Source organism: Bacillus methanolicus, assembly GCF_028888695.1.
Classification (GTDB): Bacteria; Bacillota; Bacilli; order Bacillales; family Cytobacillaceae; genus Bacillus_Z; species Bacillus_Z methanolicus_B.
Map to the genome: position 1 here is coordinate 2,313,826 of NZ_PNFF01000001.1, position 18,529 is coordinate 2,332,354.

Consider the following 18,529-nt stretch of genomic DNA (forward strand, 5'->3'; position numbering starts at 1 on the left):
GATCTCTCTCCTTTGTAATATCCTTATCGTTATCTTATCATTTTTCAGATTCATTTTTCATCCTTGCATCATCCACCTTCTCCCGCATGAAGAGGCAGGAAATCCCCTACGAATGGAAGTTTTATGTCTATAGGCATTCACACATTTTTCTCCGCTTCATACGATATGTTAGGTCAAAAATAAGCTCATATTTATCTGTCAAAGGGAGGTTACCTGAATGAAAAATTGGGTTAAAAGTTGTTTTTCCTTCTTGCTGATTGCCATATTCATTATACCTTTAGCAGCATGCAATAAGGAAGAAGTTCTAAATGTGAAAATCGCGGAAGTTACTCATTCTATTTTTTATGCTCCGCAATATGTTGCATTGGAAAAAGGCTTTTTTGCAGACGAAGGCCTTAATGTCGATCTGACTACGACTGCAGGTGGAGATAAAACGATGACTGCGCTATTATCCGGAGGCGCTGACATCGCCCTTGTCGGCGCTGAAACATCGATTTATGTTTACGCTCAAGGCTCCAACGATCCGGTTATCAATTTTGCCCAGCTTACACAAACAGACGGAACATTTCTCGTTTCACGAAAAAAAATAGAAAACTTCTCCTGGGATCAATTGAAGGGAAGCACCTTTTTAGGCCAGCGCAAAGGCGGAATGCCGCAAATGGTCGGTGAATTTGTGTTAAAGAAACACGGCATTAACCCGAAAACAGATTTGAACTTAATCCAAAATGTTGACTTTGCAAACATCGCTCCGGCATTTGCATCGGGAACAGGAGAATTTGTCCAACTTTTCGAACCAACTGCAAGCATTTTTGAAAAAGAAGGAAAAGGTTACATCGTTGCCTCATTTGGAACGGAATCCGGGCATGTTCCATATACCACTTTCATGGCAAAACAAAGCTATATGAAAAAAAACAAAGAGGCAATTGAAAAATTCACACGCGCTATCTATAAAGCTCAAGCCTGGGTAGAATCTCACAGTGCGAAAGAAATTGCAGAAGTGATCAAGCCGCACTTCGAAGATACAGACCTTTCAATTATTGAAACAGTTGTTGACCGATATAAGAGCCAAGGTTCTTACGCAACCGACCCTATTCTGGATGAAGAAGAATGGAATAATCTCCAGAATATTATGGAGGAAGCAGGAGAACTTCCGAAACGGATTGAACACAAAACCCTTGTAAATACAGACATTGCCAATAAAGTTAAGTAAGAAAAAATTAACAAAAAATGAGGAGGCCGGCAAATGGATTTCTTATCAATTAAAAAAATTCATCACACATATTTCACAAAAACATCGGCTGCCACGGCCCTCTCCGATGTTTCGCTCGAAGTGAAGGAAGGAGAATTTGTATCCTTCCTCGGCCCGAGCGGGTGCGGCAAAACGACTTTGCTTTCAATTATCGCCGGTTTAATAAATCCCACTGAAGGATCAGTGGCATTAAAAGGAAAGCCTATAAAGAAAACGAACCGTTCAATTGGATACATGCTTCAGCAAGACTACTTATTCCCCTGGAAAACGATTGAAGAAAATATTTTAATTGGCTTAAAGCTTTCAGAAAACTTAAATGAATCTACGAAAAACTACGCATTCACATTACTTGAGCAAATGGGATTAAAAGGTGTGGAAAAACAATATCCAAAACAGCTGTCAGGAGGCATGAGGCAAAGGGTCGCCCTTGTCCGCACGTTGGCGACCGAACCGATGCTCTTGATGCTCGACGAGCCATTTTCAGCTCTCGATTATCAAACAAAACTAAGACTGGAAGATTTAGTGTCGAATACATTAAAAACGTTTGGCAAAACAGCGATCCTGGTTACGCACGATATCGGTGAAGCGATTGCCATGAGTGATCGAGTATTTCTTTTTACGGCACGCCCTGGGAGTCTCCACAAGACCTTTATCATTCCTGATGAACTCAAGAAACTATCACCGTTTGAAACCCGTAATCACGAAGCTTTTTTACAGATTTTCCAAGATATTTGGAAGGAGTTGGAATCCCTTGCACCAGTCGAAAAATATTAAACTCCTCCACAAAATGTATATTCAATCTTTAAAAAAGGAAAAACGGTGGGTTTTATTTTATCAAGCGGCTATTTTCATTTTATTCTTCACAGCGTGGGAAGTTTCCAGCCGGCAGCAATGGATCGATCCGCTCATTTTTAGCTCACCATCAAAGGTTTGGGAACTGCTTATCAAAAAAGTTAATGATGGTTCTCTATTTGTCCATATAGGGTTTACACTTTCGGAAACTGTCTTTGGCTTCATTTTAGGAACACTGCTTGGAACAATGCTTGCAGCATTTTTATGGTGGTCCCCGAGGGCTTCCAAGGTATTGGATCCATATTTAGTTGTGTTAAACGCAATGCCGAAGGTTGCTTTAGGACCAATTCTAATTGTTGCACTTGGTCCCGGATTAACTTCCATCATCGCAATGGGTGCCATTATTTCCGTCATCATCACGACAATCGTTGTCTATACATCCTTTAAAGAAGTGGACCCTAACTATTTAAAAGTGCTGCAAACCTTTGGCGCCTCCCGCTTCCAAATTTTTAAAGAAGCGATTTTGCCTGCTTCCTTTCCCGTCATTATATCAACGTTAAAAGTAAATGTCGGATTGTCCTGGGTCGGTGTGATCGTCGGAGAGTTTCTTGTTTCGAAACAAGGGCTCGGCTATATGATTATTTATGGATTCCAAGTGTTTAATTTTACGCTTGTACTGCTTTCCTTGCTTGTGATTGCAGTGTTTGCAACCATTATGTATCAGCTCGTTGAATTATTGGAAAAGAAATTGATCAAAAATGGTTCATAAAAAGATAACGGCAGGCATCATGTGCGTGCCGTTCTTACTTTTTTGCCAAACTGTTTCTTATTTCGTTGATTTTATCTAAACTTTTTTTTACAACATCATCTTTCATAATAAAGCTGAATTTCTTTTCAAATCGGCTTTCTAAAAGATTTCCATCAAATAGGACCGGCCCGTTTGTTTCGAGGTAGTCATCCTTTTCTTTAAGCTTTTCCACCTCACCATAAAATACCGTTTTTACAAATGGCTGACCGGGATCTGACACATAGTACTCTCCGACAAATTCAAGTCTTTTTAATACTCCGCCCGTCTCTTCATAAACTTCTCTCCGAGCAGACTGTTCGAGAGTTTCTCCTTGTTCAGTCTTACCGCCGGGAAACTCAAGCCCGCGTACCTTATGATTCGTTAAAAGCCATTTATTTTTATATTCGCATATAACAAAGACATGTTTACTTGTTAGCGGAAAATAATTGCGTTTGTAGCTGAATTGAATAACATGTCCTTTATAGTCACGAAACTCTTCCATAATATTCCTCACCTGTTATTTGTCGTTTCTCAAATGATTATATATGAAAAAATATTGAGCCACTAATGAATTGTCAATCATCTAGTAAATTAGTATGATTTTCCTTTTTACTGAATCTTCAGGGCTATGAAATCGTACTTAACAAATGAGAACAAATAAGGAGTGAGGATATTGAAAAAGACACTTTCGATGATTGCTGCGTTTTTGATTTTGGTTATGCTTACTGCATGTAATCAAACAGCCAAAACAGAAAATGAACCGTCCGATGGCAATAATACTCAAGAGGCAGAAACAAATGAGAAGAACAAAGAATTAACATTACAGCAAGTATTGAAAAAAACGATCGAAGCATCTGAAAGCTTAAATAGCTTCTCTGTAAAAATGAATATGGATCAACAACTAAACGCCGGCCAGCAGTCTGATCAAATGAATTTAAAATCCGTCATCAATATGGATGTCACCACAAAGCCTATGGCATTTTATCAAAAGATGAATATGACCATGGAAGGTTCAGAAGAATCCTTTGATACTGAAAGCTATTTTACAGAAGAGGGCATGTACTTTTATGATGCAGCCGGAGGAAAATGGATGAAATTCCCTAAAGAAATGTCCGATCAATTAGTTCAATTATCAGGCGAGCAGTCCAATCCTGCCGTCGGATTGAAAAAGCTTCAAGAAAATGTAGAAGACTTAAAATTTGAGCAGGATGGAGAACATTACATGATTAAATTAAAAGCATCCGGTGATAAATTTAATGACTTCATTAAGAAAACCGTTCAAGAAACATTGCCTCCGCAACTTGCTGAGAACGAGGGTGCTCTGGAAAATATGAAAATCAATGCCATTGAATATGAGTTTCAAATTGATAAAAAGACATTTTATCCGACGATTTTAAATATGATGATGGATATGGAAATAAGTGCAGAAGGCCAAACGATCAAAATGCTTCAAAACCTGAAAGGCGAATACTCTGATTACAATACTATAAATAAAATTTCTGTTCCGCAGGATGTCATAGAAAATGCAGTTGAGATAGAAATGTAGCTATCTTATGTTAAAAAGGTTACAACACGCTAAGAGGCTGACCTAATTCTAAGAGCCAGGGACCTTTAGTTACTCTAAATATTGAAAACATGAGCAATGTTCTACAATATTTTATAACTACATTCAGGAGCCAGGCACTTATGGGTCGGCCTCTTTCTGTTTAATCATTTAAGATTCCCATATTTTCAATATGATGTTTTGCTTCATCGTCCCCAAGCTTATAAATCAAGCCATATATTTTTTTAATGGTTTCATCATATGCATCATTTTCCCTATCATAGTGGTATTGAACATAAGGAACATGAGCCCGAAAAAAGTTTTGCCATTCCGTTGAATAATTTTGATCAAAATACTCCCTTAATAAGGTAATTTCCTCATCATTCGCCTGAATTTTAAAATTCCAAGTAGAAGCTGTAGAACTTTGTGAAATTTCACCGCTTCCGAGATCTATATAGTACGTTTTTTTCTTTTGTTCCATTTTCACAGCCCCTTTTCCCTCTTTCCTTTTCGTTTCCCACATTTAAGACTGATTTATTCATCCTGCCTAATTTTTATATCATCGAATTGAATAAAGAATATATTTTTCATAAAAGGGTATTGAATAAGTATAATGATGGATTAGTTTACGAATTCATTTAATCCATTCAAAGAATGCGAGGTGGGAAATTGAAACTTGTAGATGAGCTTTATGAACTATACCGAAATAAATTGACCGGAGATGAAGAAGATATTGATATGCTGGCATTCGCCTTTCTCGAGGAGACAAGCTACGAAGATTTACTAAACATCATTCATGAAATGGATAAACAAGAACTTTATGATTTAATGGGTCTTTACTTAATCGAGAATTTAAAAGGTAAGTTTGCACAAGAAGATTTCGGGCAGAAACGCTCGAGCCCTTATTATCCGCGCAATATCCATTAATTTCTTTACATATCAAAAATATAAAATTTTCGGATTAGATAGAAATACTATGAAAAGAAGCTGACCATTGGAAAACGGTTCAGCTTCTATCTTTACCTTTCAAAAAACGAAAATTTAATCATTGCCACATAATTATTTGCTATCATTCAATGTATAAAGGTCATATATCTTCTTTATTTTTTCCTTGAATTGATCTAAGTGAACAAACCGAGCCTCTCTCACATATTCTTTTCCATCTACAAATAAAAATAGAGCAGGTACAGTAAAAACCGAAAAATACCCTGCTATCTCATTAACGTTATCTGCATTAATATGACCTAGTTGGATAAGGGGAAATTGATTCATCAAATTTCTCACTTGTGGTAATAAAGCATGGCAGACACTGCAATTCGTCCTTGAAATGTATAGAAAACTTAGGTGATGTTTTTTTATAAATTTCTCCACCATTTCCAATGAAGTCAATTCTTCGATTTCTCTCATTTTTTCCCTCCAACAACATGATCAGAATCCTCACAAATACGATTACCCGTATGGGTATAAATTTTTAAAAATATAAAGTTCGTCAACCCTCATCGAAAAAGTAATTGATGAACTTTTCTTATCTGCTTTTGATTAATAACTCAACTGCTTCTTTTACAAGGTGTTCGGTTCCTTCTCCTTTCTCAATACTTTCTCTCACACAATGTTCAAGATTCGTGCTGACTATAACACCTATTGTACGGTCAATAGCATTTCTTGCAGCAGACAGTTGAATAACAATATCTCTGCAGTCTTTCCTTTGTTCCATCATACTTAATACACCTTTAATTTGCCCTTCAATTCGCTTTAAACGATTTTTTATGCTTTTTTCGTATTCCATAATCTAACACCCCTCTTTTCTGTTTTTTTACACGGACATTCTGTTATTTCATAACTGGTAATGTCAAACCCATTTCCTATTAAAAAGCGCAGCCCCAAGTTCAGTTCTAGTTTATCAGAAGCTATTACATGGATTTTGCTACGTGGAATCTCTTTATAAAAACGTTTCAGATACGCATAAGGGATGTTCAGCGAATCGGTGTGTGAATCGCTCGTAGTTTCATTGTAATCCCTGATATCTAATATCGTAATATGATTGTCCGTCAAACCATTTTCTTTTTGTATACAAGGTATGCCTTTAACAGGATAGTAACGTTTATACATACTCGCTGCTAAAAGCATGAATGATAATATGAATAAATAGAGAATCAAAAACACCACCCTCCAAAGGTATTGTTGTGCAGCAAACATTATATTATACCCATACGGGTATTGTGTCAATTGTGATGTAAATGAAAAGCATACACAAAAAACGAAGGCCGACTTGTAAAAATAAGAGTCCGCCTTCGTTTTAATTATAGTCTTTGCACGATTTTCTTATTGTTCTAAGTATGCATTGAACATCCAAACATGTTTCTTCAAACTTTTCTTAATTGAAATCAGCATATCTGCCGTTCCTTCGTCATCAGCTTCTTCAGCAAGATGAATCGCATCTTGAAGCTCGCCAAGCATTTTTGAAAAATCCTCGCTAATCGTTTTTACCATATCTTCTTCTTTTTCAATCCCTGTTGCTTCTTTAATGGATGAAATTTCAAGGCATTCTTTCATCGTTGCCACCGGTTTTCCTTTAAGGGCTAATATGCGTTCTGCCAAATCGTCAATATAAACGGCAGCCTCGTTATACAGTTCCTCAAATTTTTCATGAAGAGTAAAAAAATGGCGGCCTTTTATGTACCAGTGATAATTGTGAAGCTTTACATACAATACGGTCCAGTTTGCTACTTGTTTGTTTAGAGCTTGTATTAGTGATTCACTCATGATATCAACCTCCCTTTTTAAGATACCCAAATTTTTATAAACAAAACCACTTGTCCACAATCATTTGGCACCGCTTCTTTTTCGTTGTCATTAGGACAATCTAACGATGAATAAAATTGTAATAAATCTTTTTTAAAATGAGGTGTGTCAATTGACTGATCAACGAAATAAAACCTTTACAAGTTTAAAGGCGTACCGCCCCTTTCATAGCCCTTATGATCCGTGCAGACCTATTGGAGTAAAATATTATTCCACTCCTCCACATCTTTATATGGGATTTCAGCCCCCGAATATGCAGCAATTCTCGCCTCAAGAAGCGTTAAAAAAGGGGACCTTATGGCCTGCTTTTTGGGATTATTACGAAAACCCGTATGAAGCAAAAGGGAGGAACACAGAATGAAACAAATGCCTCAGGAATACTATCAACGTTTAGAAGAAATACAGGCCATTGATTTTGTTCTTGTGGAATTGACTCTTTATTTAGATACACATCCGGATGATGATCAAGCGAAACAGCAGTTTAATCAATATGCAAAATACAGCAAACAACTCAAACGTGCTTTTGAATCGAAGTTTGGCCCCCTTCAACAATACGGGAACAGTTATACGGATGCAAATTGGAGTTGGGGAACGGCCCCTTGGCCATGGCAAATATAGATAAGGAGGAGAGAAACCATGTGGATTTATGAAAAAAAGCTTCAATACCCGGTTAAAGTCAGTACTTGTAATCCAACGCTCGCCAAATTTTTGATCGAGCAATACGGAGGAGCTGACGGAGAATTAGCCGCGGCTCTCCGTTATTTAAACCAGCGATATACGATTCCGGATAAAGTAGTAGGATTGCTGACGGATATCGGGACGGAAGAGTTTGCACATCTTGAAATGATTGCGACGATGGTTTATAAACTGACAAAAGACGCGACACCGGAACAATTAAAAGAAGCAGGGTTGGGCGATCATTATGCCAACCATGATGGTGCTCTATTTTATCAAAACGCAGCAGGAGCCCCTTTTACGGCTACATACATTCAAGCAAAAGGAGATCCGATTGCTGATCTCTATGAAGATATTGCAGCCGAAGAAAAGGCAAGAGCCACGTATCAGTGGCTTATCGATTTGTCAGATGACCCCGACTTAAATGACAGCTTGCGATTCTTAAGAGAACGGGAAATCGTCCATTCACAGCGTTTCCGCGAAGCAGTAGAACTATTAAAAGAAGAAAGGGATCGTAAGAAGGTTTTTTAATATAAATTATTTAGTTCTGTGCAAAAACCTTAAATTGAGATTCAATGTGTTTCTTAAACGTAATACAGCTTGTTTGTTTAACAAAGAAAAAAGGGTCTGACTCCCTCTGAAAATGACAATATATAGAATGGTTTTATTAGTGTTTTTCTATATGTTGTATTAGAGGGGGCTGACCCTTTGCTTATGAGTCAGCCTCTCTCTTAAAGAATATTATTTTGAGTAATTTGTTTCCATAACAAACATCACTGATTAGATATTTTACAAAGATCATTTCTTAATTTCTTTACGCAAATACTTGCTTTAAGTCTTCTTTGCTTTGTTCAAGCCAGAAGCGCATTAATCGTTTTGCTCCCTCAAGATCATGCAGCTTGGCCTGACCGCATTGTCTTTCATTCGCAGCAGGCACTTCAGTCACTTCAACTGCTTCCTTCATTGTATCTTCGAGAAGATCAATGATTTCGTCTACAGTCGGCTCTCCGCTCACAACGAGATAATAACCAGTTTGGCAGCCCATAGGAGATATATCGATTATATCAAAATGATCATATTTCTCCGCGTGTTTGCGGATCGTAAATGCAAGCAAATGCTCCAGCGTATGGATCGCATCAGGCTTCATTGCCTGTTTATTTGGCTGGCAAAAACGAATATCAAATTTATTGACAACACCGTCGCTTCCCACTTTATGAACACCGCAATGTCTTACATAAGGGGCTTTTACAGCATTATGATCTAATTCAAAGCTTTCTACAGAAGGCATTTGATTTCACTCCTTTTTTTCATCTAATATTATCATAACGTAAATTCCGACTTTTTTCATCTACTTACAATGAAATTCACAAATTTAGACGAGAAGGACAAAATATGATATTTTACTTTTAGCAAAAGGAGGACTTAACAATGATCGGCAAACTGTTAATTGGAATGATCCGCTTTTATCAAATTGTGATTTCACCTTTAAAACCCCCGACCTGCCGTTTTTATCCTACATGCTCCCATTATGGGCTCGAAGCAATCAGGCGCTTTGGGCCTTTCAAAGGAGGTTGGCTTACCATCAAACGTATTCTCAAATGCCATCCGTTCCATCCCGGAGGATTCGATCCTGTTCCTGATAAAAAGCCGAAACGTTAAACCCCATAGCCATTTGCAATCAAGTCAAGCTTTCCTGTCTTCGGATCAATAACCAAACCATGGACGGGAACATCTTTTGGCAAAAGCGGGTGGTTTCTTATCACATTAACGCTGTGTAATACACTTTCATGAACATTTTCAAAGCCCTGAAGCCATTCATTTACTTTTATTCCCGAATAGTTTAAGGTATCAATCGTTTCTTTCTTAATGCCTCTGTCATACATGTTTTTAATTACGTCATCCGCTTTCATTCCGCTCATTCCGCAATCATAATGGCCGATTACAAGCACTTCCTCTGCCTTCAATTGATAGACCGCAACGAGCAAGCTCCTCATGATGCTTCCAAACGGGTGCGTAACCAATGCACCTGCATTTTTAACAATCTTCACGTCACCATTTCCTACATTAAGTGCTTTCGGAAGCAGCTCAATTAATCTTGTATCCATACATGTTAAGATTACCAATTTTTTATTTGGAAATTTCGTTGTTTCAAACTCTTTATATTTTTCCTCAGCAACAAATTGTTCATTGTATTGTAATATTTCATCTAGCAGCTTCAAATGATTCTTCCTTTCCGCGAAAATGATATCTATTCATCTTATTAGAATACAAAAAACACATGAAGTAAACAATTTTTTTCTCTTGCAATTTCATTATTTCTTTTGTATGATACTTTTTGTAATAAATCGTAACGATTACGCATTAACTTTTAATCTATGAAACATATTTTTTTCTCTATTAAATCGTAATAAATACGGTTTACAAATTAGAAAGGAGCAGTTCATGAAAAAGCTTATTGTACTTATATCCTTATTATTACCAATGAGTTTATTATTATCGGCATGCGGAAATGAAGCTGATTCAACCAATAAAAAGAATGATAGCAAATTAACGGTCTATACAACGATTTATCCACTTGCTTATTTTACAGAAAGAATCGGCGGAGATTACGTTTCCGTAGATTCGATTTATCCTGCCGGAGCGGATGAACATACATTTGAGCCTTCCCAAAAAGATATGATGAAATTAGCAGATGCCGATCTGTTTATTTATGTTGGCTTAAATCTTGAAGGCTTTGTTAATAAAGCGAAAGATATTTTAAAAAATGAAGATGTTTCGTTAGTAGCTGCTGGTGAACACATTACCTTTGATGAATCCAAAGCTGCTGAAGGGGAAGAAGAAACTCATGCAGGTGAAGAGCATGCTACAGAGGAAGAGCATTCCCATGAAGACGAACATTCACATGAAGAAGGGGATTCGCATGAGGGAGGACACGATGATGGCCATCACCATGGGGATATCGATCCTCACGTGTGGCTCGATCCATTGTATGCTAAGCAATTAGCGGAAGAAATCAAAAATGCCCTGTCTGAAAAACTTCCTGAACAAAAAAGTGTATTTGAAAAAAATTATACAGAACTGGCAAAAGAATTGGATGAACTTCATCATGATTTCGAAGACACGATCCACTCAGCCAAACACCATGAAATAATTGTATCCCATGCAGCGTATGGTTATTGGGAAAAGCGATATGGTTTAGAGCAAATTAGTATCTCTGGTTTATCCACTACTAACGAGCCTTCACAAAAAGAATTGGAAGAGATTATAGCTGTTGCAAAAGAACATGATTTAAAATATGTTTTAGTTGAGCAAAATTTCAATTCGAAGCTGAGTGAAACTGTTAAAAAAGAAGTCGGGGGGAAAGCGTTAACTCTTCATAATTTAGCGACTCTGACTGATGAAGATATAAAAAATAACAAAACATATTTTACGATCATGAAGCAAAATATCGAAACATTAGACAAAGCTTTAAATGAATAGATTTTTCAAAGCCTCCGTTAAAATCGGGGGCTTTTATTATTTGTTTTAAAAAATGATACGATTTATCACAATGGTTTCCTTTTTCTGTTACGTATGAACTTTCTTATCGTATGAGATTCTAATCTTGTATCAACATTAAAGGGGTGATACAACTTGGCAAAGGATGTACTTTGTGAAGTGAACAACTGCGAGTACTGGGCACAAGGAAACCTCTGCAGTGCAGAGAAAATTTACGTTGTCAGCCATAAAGGAAAAACGGCAGATAAAAGTGAAGAGACAGATTGCAAAACATTTAAACCAGCTGGCCTTTAATATTTAATGAAAATCAGGCAGAATGAAATTTCTGCCTGATTTCTCGTATTTTTTACAGGATCCAGCCGGGCTCTGTGGATACATCTCGTCACCGCTTGCTCCGAATTAAAACAGGTCAGGCAATTTTCTTCTTAAGAGCTTTTTAGCCGCATTGCGCGGAAGTTCTGAAGCAAATATGATTTTTTTCGGAACTTTATATTTCGCTAGCTTTTCAGTGCAGAAGCTGATGACTTCCTCTTCTGAAAGCTGCGATCCGCTTTTCCGTACAATAACAGCTGCAGGAACCTGTCCCCATTTCTCATCAGGAAGTCCGGTTACTCCTGCATCGATTATATCGGGATGAGACAACAGCACTCCTTCAATTTCTGCCGGATAGATGTTTTCCCCGCCGGAAATGATCAAATCTTTGCGCCGGTCGAGGACGTATAGGAACCCTTCTTCATCCATATAGCCAATATCTCCTGTTGCAAACCAACCATTTTGGATCGAATCCTCTGTTCCCTGATTCTGATTTATATACCCGATTGTCACATTAGGGCCTTTCACATAAATTTCTCCCTCTTCATACGGTGCTGCTTTTTCTCCTGAAAAATTCACAATTTTTACCTCTGAAGGGAATAATGCTTTTCCGGCGGAACCTAGTTTCGACAAGGCATGCTCAGGGGCAAGTGTCACAATTTGTGACGCCGTTTCCGTCATACCGTATGTTTGAAAAACTGGAATTCCTTTTTCAACACATTTTTCAAGAAGAGAAAGCGGAGCAGGCCCGCCGCCTAATAACATGCAGCGAAAGGACTCCGGCAAAGTTTTATCCCTTAGAGAATGGATCATCCGTTTTAGCATGACGCTTACGACTGACATGATCGTAACATTATGCTTTTGAATGTCTTTTATTGTTTCTTCCTCATCAAATGATTCATGAAGGACGATTGTCATTCCGTAAATCATGCTTCGTACAAGGATTGAATAGCCGCTGATATGAAACAATGGCACTGCACACAGCCACGTATCTGTCTCTAATAATCCTAAATTCAGGGCAGAACCTATCGCACTCCACCAATGGTTACCGTATGTTTGCAATACTCCTTTCGGATGGCCGGTAGTACCGGAAGTATACATGACCGTGCAAACATCATTCATATGATATTCATCAAGAATTTCAGGGGATGAGCCTTTTCTTTGGAAAAGATTTTGCTTAGTTATAATCGTAAGATCATTTATTTTTCCAATGATTTCATTTATATGTCCATCAAAAGCCTCTTCTGTTATCAAATAAGATGAATGTGAATCGTTAAGCTGCCAAATAATTTCCTCAGGCGTTAATCGGTTATTAAGAATCACCGCTTTGATTCCAAGCATCTGCAGCGCAAACAAAATAAAAACGGTATCCTGGTGGTTTTTTAGAAGCACTCCGGCAAACTGGCCTTTTTTCAAACCAACTTCTGAAAGCTGGCCGGCTGTTTTAACAGCAAGATAAAACAATTCCCGAAACGTAATGGAAGAATCGCGGAAGTGGATGGCGATTCGATCGGGGGTAAGGTACGCGCGCTTTTTCAGCCAATTTGGTATCGTTTGTTCCATCATGCTGATACTCACCTTTCTTTAAAGACCACTAGAATGGGAAGCATTTTGATAATAAAACAGCCTGATGGAAGGCCATCAAGCTGTGATGAAAAGTAAACTATATCAAACTCACGTCATTTTAAAACATCAAGGAAAGCGAGGGAACTTGCCGAAGTCAGGTTTGCGTTTTTCTTTAAACGCATCTCTTCCTTCTTTCGCTTCATCTGTTGTGTAGTATAAAAGCGTTGCATCCCCTGCAAACTGCTGAAGACCCGCAAGACCATCTGTGTCTGCATTAAATGCTGCCTTCAAGAAGCGAATAGCAGTCGGGCTTTTTTCAAGAATTTCTTCACACCATTTAATGGTTTCCTCTTCAACTTTTTCAAGTGGAACAACAGCATTGACAAGCCCCATTTCGAGTGCTTCCTGTGCATTATATTGACGGCATAAATACCAGATTTCCCGTGCTTTTTTGTGTCCGACAATTCTTGCAAGGTATCCAGACCCATAACCTGCATCAAAGCTCCCGACTTTCGGTCCTGTTTGTCCAAAAATGGCATTATCCGCAGCAATCGTTAAATCACATACCACATGCAGCACATGGCCGCCGCCGATTGCATACCCTTTAACCATCGCGATGACAGGCTTTGGAATTACACGGATTAAGCGCTGCAGATCAAGAACATTTAAGCGCGGAATTTCGTCTTCTCCTACATAGCCGCCATGTCCGCGCACCTTTTGGTCGCCCCCGGAACAAAACGCCTTATCCCCAGCACCGGTTAAGATAATCACTCCAATGTTTTGATCATCGCGAGCATAAGCAAACGCATCGATTAATTCCATTACTGTTTTAGGACGAAAAGCATTATGTACTTCCGGACGGTTAATTGTAATCTTTGCAATGCCGTTATACGTTTCATAAATAATATCTTCATACTGACGGCCAGGCATCCATTCAACTGCCATCTTAAAACCTCCTCTATTTTTTAGCATTTGATAAGACGGCTCTTCAAGCAGCGTACTTGTATTATGAACGTACTATCTGCATTTCCACTAATAGTATGATGAACCAATCAGATCATATTCCCAAATTGTCGAACTCGCTCAATTTTGCCCTATTGAATGAGATAAAAACCCACTTACTATTGTACCAAATTTTTTAGGTTCTTCCACATGTATTGCATGCCCACAGCCATTAATATTGATCCATCGACAATTTTTGATCTTTATTTTCATCTTTTTGGCAATTTCGCAAAACTTTTGGTCGAGAGAACCGGTAATCAATAACGTTCCATGCGATAAATATTCAAGCTCATCCCACCACGAAGGCTGGGCTCCGGTTCCCATACCGATTAAACTGTTAGCAAGCCCAATTTTAGAATTTTTCAATCTTTGCTCCCTTAGATGATCACGAACGGACTTTGGAAGTGTCTGCTGTGATAGGAAAAGGGGGATATTTTCCCAGTAGGAAATAAACGGTTCTATCCCTTTTTCAAGAATAAAAGCAGCTAATTTCTCATCTTGAATTCTTCGTTCTTGTCTCTCTTCTTCAAGCATTAGACCCGGGGATGAACTTTCCAATATTAATTTTCTGACCCGATGTGGATACCGTACTGCAAATGTTAAAGCAAGTCTTCCTCCCATGGAATATCCTAAAATATCTGCCTTTTCAATCCCTAACTGTTCCATTAAAGAATGAAGATCATCTGCCACAGACAAAATATGATAACGATTCGATTCTTCAGGGCTTTCCGTTTTGCCGTGACCAATAATGTCGATCATGATGAGCCGTGAGTGGTTGCTCCAGCTTTTACAGAACGGATTCCATGTAGAAGAATCCCCGGTGAATCCATGAAGCAAAATCAGCGGAAATCCATCTCCACATGTGTCAACATTGTAATGAACACCATTTAAAACATATTTCATCATGAAACACCATTGATTTTATTGCTTATTTCCCGGGAAACATAATTCCACAATTTTCGATGCTCTGTTACGTTTCTGTCTCTGGCTGTCGGAATTTCCATTACGGTCAAACCAGAATCATTCATATTCCGCAAGAAAGTGGACTTAAATTGGTCCCAGGATGTAATTTTTTCGAATTTTCCGTTATACATGCGAACTGCATGTTCAAAGTTTAAATCAATCGGCGTTCCAAATAATAATTCAAAGTTTTTAGGATGGCTTGCTTGAGGAAGGAAGGAAAAAATTCCACCTCCGTTATTATTCACCAGCAAAATTTTAATATTAATATCATATAGTTTCGCAGCAAGCAGGCCATTTAAATCATGAAAAAAAGTAAGATCTCCAACTATTAAGTACAACGGCTGCAAAACAGAAGCAGCTCCAATCGCAGTTGAAATGATTCCGTCGATTCCATTTGCGCCTCTGTTTGCCATGATTCGAATGGATTTATCGGTAACATGGAAAAATGTATCCAAATCTCTGATTGGCATACTGTTTCCAACAAACAGTGTGGCTCCGTCAGGAATTAAATCCGATAGCTGATAAATAAGCTTTCCTTCGCTTAATTCCTCTATTTCGTTAATTTTAGAAAGCTCGGTCTTCGTCAGATCATTTATTTCAAGCCATTTATCTAAAAATGGATGGTGATTCTTTTCCGAAACATACTTTGCAATCGATTTGCAGAATTCAGTTTCATTGCAATGGATCATATTGGTTGCTGCTGCCGGGTCTCTCCAGCCGGCACCGCCATCAATCACAAACTGCGGAACATCCATGTTTTCTTTTATAAAAATAGATAACGCCTTAGAAACAGGCATAGCCCCAAACCTGATGATGATATCCGGTTTTAGCGCTTTTTTGCAGTCAGAATTTCGTAAAAATGTGTCGTAGGCGTCAATAATAAAATCTTTAGAATGTTTACCACTTCTTAGCTGTGACAGTGGATCAGCTAAAATCGGAAACTTTAATGCGCTTGCTAGTTTCGTTATGTTTTCAGCAAACAACTTGTCATTCAATGGACCGCATACAATAATGCCATTGTCATATTGAGTGAATATTCCTGCCAGTTCCTTATATGTTTCTTCTGAAAGAGTAAGCTCACCCGTTTCAACAGAAACGTAGCCATCCGGCCGCTCGGGAAGATCAAATAAATCTTCCTTTCCTAAATTGGGAACAAGCGGCTCTCGAAATGGAAAATTTAAGTGTACAGGGCCAGATGGCGAACGTAAAGCGATTGCAGCAGCACGTGCACAAACTGAACGGGCATAGCGGATCATTTCATCCGTTTTTTCCGGCGGAGCCATTTCCACAAACCATTTCACATGATGCCCAAATAAATGAATTTGGTCGATTGCTTGCGGCGCTCCTACATCTCGAAGCTCATGCGGCCGATCGGCAGTCAAAACGATGAGAGGGACCCTTGAATATTGTGCTTCAATAATGGCAGGGTAATAATTAGCTGCAGCCGTTCCGGATGTACATAATATGGCTACCGGTTTTCGCAAAGACTTTGCAATTCCAAGGGCAAAAAAAGCAGCTGACCGTTCATCTATATGAATATGGACGCGAAGATCGGGATGCTCCGCCATCACCATTGCCATAGGAGTAGACCTTGAACCAGGACTGATCACAACATCTCGAACCCCTGTTTTTACTAATTCAGCAACAAAAGCAGAAACATATGCAGTTAAATTTTCTTGATGATCCACTATATTCTTCCCCCAAGAGCCGAAAGCATCGGCCGAAACTTTATGGCTGTTTCTTTGTATTCACTTTCTGCATCAGAATCTGCAACTACTCCGCAGCCGGCAAAGAGCGAAGCTTTCTTTCCCCGGATTAATCCTGAGCGGATTGAAACGGCAAAATCACCGTTGTCTTTATAATCAACCCAGCCAAGAGGAGCAGCGTAAAAACCCCGATCCAACTTCTCTGCTTCCCTTATTTTGGCCATTGCTTCTACTTTCGGGAAGCCGCCCAAAGCAGGTGTTGGATGCAGCTTTTCGACAAACCGCAATAGAGAGTGATTTTTTTTATTTTTGCCGACAACTGGTGTGTAAAGATGCTGAATATCCCTTATTTTTAACAATTTCGGTTTGTCAGGCAAAAATACTTCATCACAAATTTCCTTCATTGCTTCCCGAATCATTTCTACTACATACTGATGTTCGATTAAATTTTTTTGATCGTTTAAAAGTGCTTCTCCCAGCAATTCATCTTCTTCGACTGTTTTTCCCCTGCTAATTGAACCGGCAACGCATGCTGAATACACATCTTTTCCGTTTTTCTTTACAAGCCTTTCTGGAGAAGCACTTATAAAACAGTCACCATTTGATTCAAATGCATAGACAAAGCTTTCCTTTTGTTCTGTTAACAGCCTGGATAGGACGGTTTCCACTTTGACTTCCTGATTGAATGTAATCCTAAGGTCCCTGGCGAGCACCACTTTTTTTAATTTCCCGTCTTTCAAATCCTTAACCACTTTCGCAACAGTTTCTTTCCATTCATTAGGATTACTTTCATTTTCATGTTCTATTTCCGGCAGACCATAATCGTGATCTATATGAATAGATGCTAAAATCTCATCTCTTTCCCTTGTAATTTTTTCTATAATTGATGGGTGATCATGTTGCGTGCATACAATATTAGTAGTAAAAAATGCTTGTCCATTAATGATGCTCAGCATATAAATTGGAATATGAAAAAGTGAATTGGAAAATTTGGACCAAAGTTCTGTTTTTTCTTTCAAAGGATCGAACGAAAATCCACCAAACATAATTGGGCCAATGCCACATTGATCGTACTCATTGTGTATGACAGAATCATCAATAAAGCGCTTCCACTCTGTTTCAACATGAAAAAAACGGTCAGAAGCCTGATCCGATTGAATTTGTTTACATATACCTAAGCCAACTAAAATCATTTGACCAGCAGGATCTTTCCAAAAGAAACGTTCGCCTAAAAATTTATCTCTTCCAGCAGCAAATAAAGAAAGGGGTTTGATATTGCTGATTTTTTGGACTTCGCTTACCAGAACAGGACGTCCTAATTCTCTAGTTTTTGAAATTGCCTTTTCTATCATTTCTTTTAGTTCCGAATCTTGAATTGTAACCAAAAAAATCCCCCCAATAACAGCCCTTCAATGACTGTTATCCATTCGTTATAAACTTCTTCTAAGATACACCTCAAGACAATCACATGTCAATAAAAGCAGTATTTTAAACCTAGTTTTTTCCTTATTATATAAATGACTCTTCTCCCCTATTCACCAAATTGGAGAAACTTCCATGATAGTACTCATTCCAAAGAAACAAACCTATTCCCCTCTGGCAGGTGTAACCAGATTAGCGAAAAAAAGTCATTG

At 38.4% G+C, this 18,529-nt stretch carries 24 protein-coding genes; 11 read left to right on the forward strand and 13 right to left on the reverse strand.

From position 1 onward, the window contains the following. Nucleotides 1-217: 217 nt before the first annotated feature. The 3 genes from C0966_RS11540 to C0966_RS11550 are packed head-to-tail and all read left to right on the forward strand — an operon-like array spanning nucleotide 218 to nucleotide 2,810. Nucleotides 218-1,210, forward strand: coding sequence for an ABC transporter substrate-binding protein (locus tag C0966_RS11540; RefSeq protein WP_274855635.1), 993 nt, complete (start codon nucleotides 218-220; stop codon nucleotides 1,208-1,210). Nucleotides 1,211-1,243: 33 nt separating this feature from the next. Further along, a complete protein-coding gene (locus C0966_RS11545) occupies nucleotides 1,244-2,023 on the forward strand; it encodes an ABC transporter ATP-binding protein (RefSeq protein ID WP_274855636.1) in 780 nt (259 codons plus the stop codon). A 13-nt stretch (nucleotides 2,024-2,036) separates the two neighbouring features. Beyond that, complete coding sequence (locus C0966_RS11550; protein WP_425535946.1) at nucleotides 2,037-2,810, forward strand: ABC transporter permease; 774 nt, start codon at nucleotides 2,037-2,039, stop codon at nucleotides 2,808-2,810. Nucleotides 2,811-2,844: 34 nt separating this feature from the next. Here the strand turns inward: C0966_RS11550 and ytkD are convergent, their stop codons facing one another. After that, entirely contained in the window at nucleotides 2,845-3,330 is a 486-nt protein-coding gene (gene ytkD, locus C0966_RS11555; protein ID WP_274855639.1) for an RNA deprotection pyrophosphohydrolase, read from the reverse strand. 162 nt (nucleotides 3,331-3,492) lie between these two features. On the opposite strand from ytkD, the gene C0966_RS11560 reads away from it, so the two are divergent. Further along, nucleotides 3,493-4,374, forward strand: a complete 882-nt coding sequence (locus C0966_RS11560) for a DUF6612 family protein (RefSeq protein WP_274855640.1) — start codon at nucleotides 3,493-3,495, stop codon at nucleotides 4,372-4,374. 160 nt (nucleotides 4,375-4,534) lie between these two features. Here the strand turns inward: C0966_RS11560 and C0966_RS11565 are convergent, their stop codons facing one another. Continuing rightward, nucleotides 4,535-4,852 (reverse strand): hydrolase, encoded by a 318-nt coding sequence (locus C0966_RS11565; RefSeq protein WP_274855642.1) that lies wholly within the window; start codon nucleotides 4,850-4,852, stop codon nucleotides 4,535-4,537. Nucleotides 4,853-5,040: 188 nt separating this feature from the next. Here C0966_RS11565 and C0966_RS11570 point away from each other — a divergent pair, with 188 nt between their 5' ends. Continuing rightward, a complete protein-coding gene (locus C0966_RS11570) occupies nucleotides 5,041-5,298 on the forward strand; it encodes a DUF6154 family protein (RefSeq protein ID WP_274855643.1) in 258 nt (85 codons plus the stop codon). A 132-nt stretch (nucleotides 5,299-5,430) separates the two neighbouring features. Here C0966_RS11570 and C0966_RS11575 read toward each other — a convergent pair whose 3' ends face one another. The 4 genes from C0966_RS11575 to C0966_RS11590 all read right to left on the reverse strand — a co-directional run bounded on the left by C0966_RS11575 (nucleotide 5,431) and on the right by C0966_RS11590 (nucleotide 7,134). Beyond that, nucleotides 5,431-5,778 carry a thioredoxin family protein gene (locus C0966_RS11575; protein ID WP_274855645.1) on the reverse strand — a complete coding sequence of 116 codons (348 nt, stop codon included), beginning with the start codon at nucleotides 5,776-5,778 and terminating at the stop codon, nucleotides 5,431-5,433. 118 nt (nucleotides 5,779-5,896) lie between these two features. Further along, on the reverse strand, nucleotides 5,897-6,157 hold the full coding sequence (locus C0966_RS11580) for a metal-sensitive transcriptional regulator (protein WP_274855646.1): 261 nt from the start codon (nucleotides 6,155-6,157) through the stop codon (nucleotides 5,897-5,899). Further along, nucleotides 6,136-6,567, reverse strand: a complete 432-nt coding sequence (locus C0966_RS11585; RefSeq protein WP_274855647.1) for a sulfurtransferase — start codon at nucleotides 6,565-6,567, stop codon at nucleotides 6,136-6,138. The genes C0966_RS11580 and C0966_RS11585 overlap by 22 nt, the downstream gene beginning before the upstream one ends. Before the next feature lie 126 nt (nucleotides 6,568-6,693). After that, the gene (locus C0966_RS11590) at nucleotides 6,694-7,134 is read right to left on the reverse strand and encodes a Dps family protein (RefSeq protein ID WP_274855649.1); all 441 of its coding nucleotides are present in this window, start codon (nucleotides 7,132-7,134) and stop codon (nucleotides 6,694-6,696) included. Between the two features lie 151 nt (nucleotides 7,135-7,285). Here C0966_RS11590 and C0966_RS11595 point away from each other — a divergent pair, with 151 nt between their 5' ends. Genes C0966_RS11595 through cotJC form a run of 3 tightly spaced genes read left to right on the forward strand, consistent with a single transcriptional unit; the run spans nucleotide 7,286 to nucleotide 8,379 of the window. Further along, on the forward strand, nucleotides 7,286-7,534 hold the full coding sequence (locus C0966_RS11595) for a spore coat associated protein CotJA (protein WP_274855650.1): 249 nt from the start codon (nucleotides 7,286-7,288) through the stop codon (nucleotides 7,532-7,534). Beyond that, complete coding sequence (locus C0966_RS11600) at nucleotides 7,531-7,791, forward strand: spore coat protein CotJB (RefSeq protein WP_274855651.1); 261 nt, start codon at nucleotides 7,531-7,533, stop codon at nucleotides 7,789-7,791. Before C0966_RS11595 ends, C0966_RS11600 begins: the two co-directional genes overlap by 4 nt. Before the next feature lie 18 nt (nucleotides 7,792-7,809). Further along, nucleotides 7,810-8,379 carry a spore coat protein CotJC gene (cotJC, locus tag C0966_RS11605; RefSeq protein ID WP_274855653.1) on the forward strand — a complete coding sequence of 190 codons (570 nt, stop codon included), beginning with the start codon at nucleotides 7,810-7,812 and terminating at the stop codon, nucleotides 8,377-8,379. Nucleotides 8,380-8,662: 283 nt separating this feature from the next. Here cotJC and C0966_RS11610 read toward each other — a convergent pair whose 3' ends face one another. Then, entirely contained in the window at nucleotides 8,663-9,136 is a 474-nt protein-coding gene (locus tag C0966_RS11610; protein ID WP_274855655.1) for an S-ribosylhomocysteine lyase, read from the reverse strand. A gap of 140 nt (nucleotides 9,137-9,276) precedes the next feature. Here C0966_RS11610 and yidD point away from each other — a divergent pair, with 140 nt between their 5' ends. Beyond that, a complete protein-coding gene (gene yidD / locus C0966_RS11615; protein ID WP_274855657.1) occupies nucleotides 9,277-9,507 on the forward strand; it encodes a membrane protein insertion efficiency factor YidD in 231 nt (76 codons plus the stop codon). Here the strand turns inward: yidD and C0966_RS11620 are convergent. Next, nucleotides 9,504-10,067, reverse strand: a complete 564-nt coding sequence (locus C0966_RS11620) for a beta-class carbonic anhydrase (protein WP_274855659.1) — start codon at nucleotides 10,065-10,067, stop codon at nucleotides 9,504-9,506. The genes yidD and C0966_RS11620 overlap by 4 nt on opposite strands. A gap of 223 nt (nucleotides 10,068-10,290) precedes the next feature. On the opposite strand from C0966_RS11620, the gene C0966_RS11625 reads away from it, so the two are divergent. Next, nucleotides 10,291-11,328: a metal ABC transporter solute-binding protein, Zn/Mn family gene (locus C0966_RS11625; protein ID WP_274855660.1), complete on the forward strand. Its 1,038-nt coding sequence runs from the start codon at nucleotides 10,291-10,293 to the stop codon at nucleotides 11,326-11,328. A 153-nt stretch (nucleotides 11,329-11,481) separates the two neighbouring features. After that, entirely contained in the window at nucleotides 11,482-11,640 is a 159-nt protein-coding gene (locus C0966_RS11630) for a DUF1540 domain-containing protein (protein ID WP_274855661.1), read from the forward strand. 105 nt (nucleotides 11,641-11,745) lie between these two features. On the opposite strand, the gene C0966_RS11635 is transcribed toward C0966_RS11630, so the two are convergent. From C0966_RS11635 to C0966_RS11655, 5 genes are all read right to left on the reverse strand, one after another. Continuing rightward, nucleotides 11,746-13,224 (reverse strand): o-succinylbenzoate--CoA ligase, encoded by a 1,479-nt coding sequence (locus C0966_RS11635; protein WP_274855663.1) that lies wholly within the window; start codon nucleotides 13,222-13,224, stop codon nucleotides 11,746-11,748. A gap of 126 nt (nucleotides 13,225-13,350) precedes the next feature. Beyond that, nucleotides 13,351-14,169: a 1,4-dihydroxy-2-naphthoyl-CoA synthase gene (menB, locus tag C0966_RS11640; RefSeq protein WP_274855664.1), complete on the reverse strand. Its 819-nt coding sequence runs from the start codon at nucleotides 14,167-14,169 to the stop codon at nucleotides 13,351-13,353. Nucleotides 14,170-14,307: 138 nt separating this feature from the next. Then, complete coding sequence (gene menH / locus C0966_RS11645; protein WP_274855665.1) at nucleotides 14,308-15,129, reverse strand: 2-succinyl-6-hydroxy-2,4-cyclohexadiene-1-carboxylate synthase; 822 nt, start codon at nucleotides 15,127-15,129, stop codon at nucleotides 14,308-14,310. Next, the gene (menD, locus tag C0966_RS11650) at nucleotides 15,129-16,877 is read right to left on the reverse strand and encodes a 2-succinyl-5-enolpyruvyl-6-hydroxy-3-cyclohexene-1-carboxylic-acid synthase (protein ID WP_274855666.1); all 1,749 of its coding nucleotides are present in this window, start codon (nucleotides 16,875-16,877) and stop codon (nucleotides 15,129-15,131) included. Before menD ends, menH begins: the two co-directional genes overlap by 1 nt. Then, nucleotides 16,877-18,280, reverse strand: coding sequence for an isochorismate synthase (locus C0966_RS11655; protein ID WP_274855667.1), 1,404 nt, complete (start codon nucleotides 18,278-18,280; stop codon nucleotides 16,877-16,879). The genes menD and C0966_RS11655 overlap by 1 nt, the downstream gene beginning before the upstream one ends. Between the last annotated feature and the right edge of the window lie 249 nt (nucleotides 18,281-18,529).

Excerpts from the sequence above, each read along its gene's own strand:
- C0966_RS11540 (WP_274855635.1), top strand. The coding sequence starts at position 218 with ATGAAAAATTGGGTTAAAAGTTGTTTTTCCTTCTTGCTGATTGCCATA.
- C0966_RS11545 (WP_274855636.1), top strand. The coding sequence starts at position 1,244 with ATGGATTTCTTATCAATTAAAAAAATTCATCACACATATTTCACAAAA.
- C0966_RS11550 (WP_425535946.1), top strand. The coding sequence starts at position 2,037 with ATGTATATTCAATCTTTAAAAAAGGAAAAACGGTGGGTTTTATTTTAT.
- ytkD (WP_274855639.1), bottom strand. The coding sequence starts at position 3,330 with ATGGAAGAGTTTCGTGACTATAAAGGACATGTTATTCAATTCAGCTAC.
- C0966_RS11565 (WP_274855642.1), bottom strand. The coding sequence starts at position 4,852 with ATGGAACAAAAGAAAAAAACGTACTATATAGATCTCGGAAGCGGTGAA.
- C0966_RS11575 (WP_274855645.1), bottom strand. The coding sequence starts at position 5,778 with ATGAGAGAAATCGAAGAATTGACTTCATTGGAAATGGTGGAGAAATTT.
- C0966_RS11580 (WP_274855646.1), bottom strand. The coding sequence starts at position 6,157 with ATGGAATACGAAAAAAGCATAAAAAATCGTTTAAAGCGAATTGAAGGG.
- C0966_RS11585 (WP_274855647.1), bottom strand. The coding sequence starts at position 6,567 with ATGTTTGCTGCACAACAATACCTTTGGAGGGTGGTGTTTTTGATTCTC.
- C0966_RS11590 (WP_274855649.1), bottom strand. The coding sequence starts at position 7,134 with ATGAGTGAATCACTAATACAAGCTCTAAACAAACAAGTAGCAAACTGG.
- C0966_RS11600 (WP_274855651.1), top strand. The coding sequence starts at position 7,531 with ATGAAACAAATGCCTCAGGAATACTATCAACGTTTAGAAGAAATACAG.
- cotJC (WP_274855653.1), top strand. The coding sequence starts at position 7,810 with ATGTGGATTTATGAAAAAAAGCTTCAATACCCGGTTAAAGTCAGTACT.
- C0966_RS11610 (WP_274855655.1), bottom strand. The coding sequence starts at position 9,136 with ATGCCTTCTGTAGAAAGCTTTGAATTAGATCATAATGCTGTAAAAGCC.
- yidD (WP_274855657.1), top strand. The coding sequence starts at position 9,277 with ATGATCGGCAAACTGTTAATTGGAATGATCCGCTTTTATCAAATTGTG.
- C0966_RS11625 (WP_274855660.1), top strand. The coding sequence starts at position 10,291 with ATGAAAAAGCTTATTGTACTTATATCCTTATTATTACCAATGAGTTTA.
- C0966_RS11635 (WP_274855663.1), bottom strand. The coding sequence starts at position 13,224 with ATGATGGAACAAACGATACCAAATTGGCTGAAAAAGCGCGCGTACCTT.
- menB (WP_274855664.1), bottom strand. The coding sequence starts at position 14,169 with ATGGCAGTTGAATGGATGCCTGGCCGTCAGTATGAAGATATTATTTAT.
- menH (WP_274855665.1), bottom strand. The coding sequence starts at position 15,129 with ATGAAATATGTTTTAAATGGTGTTCATTACAATGTTGACACATGTGGA.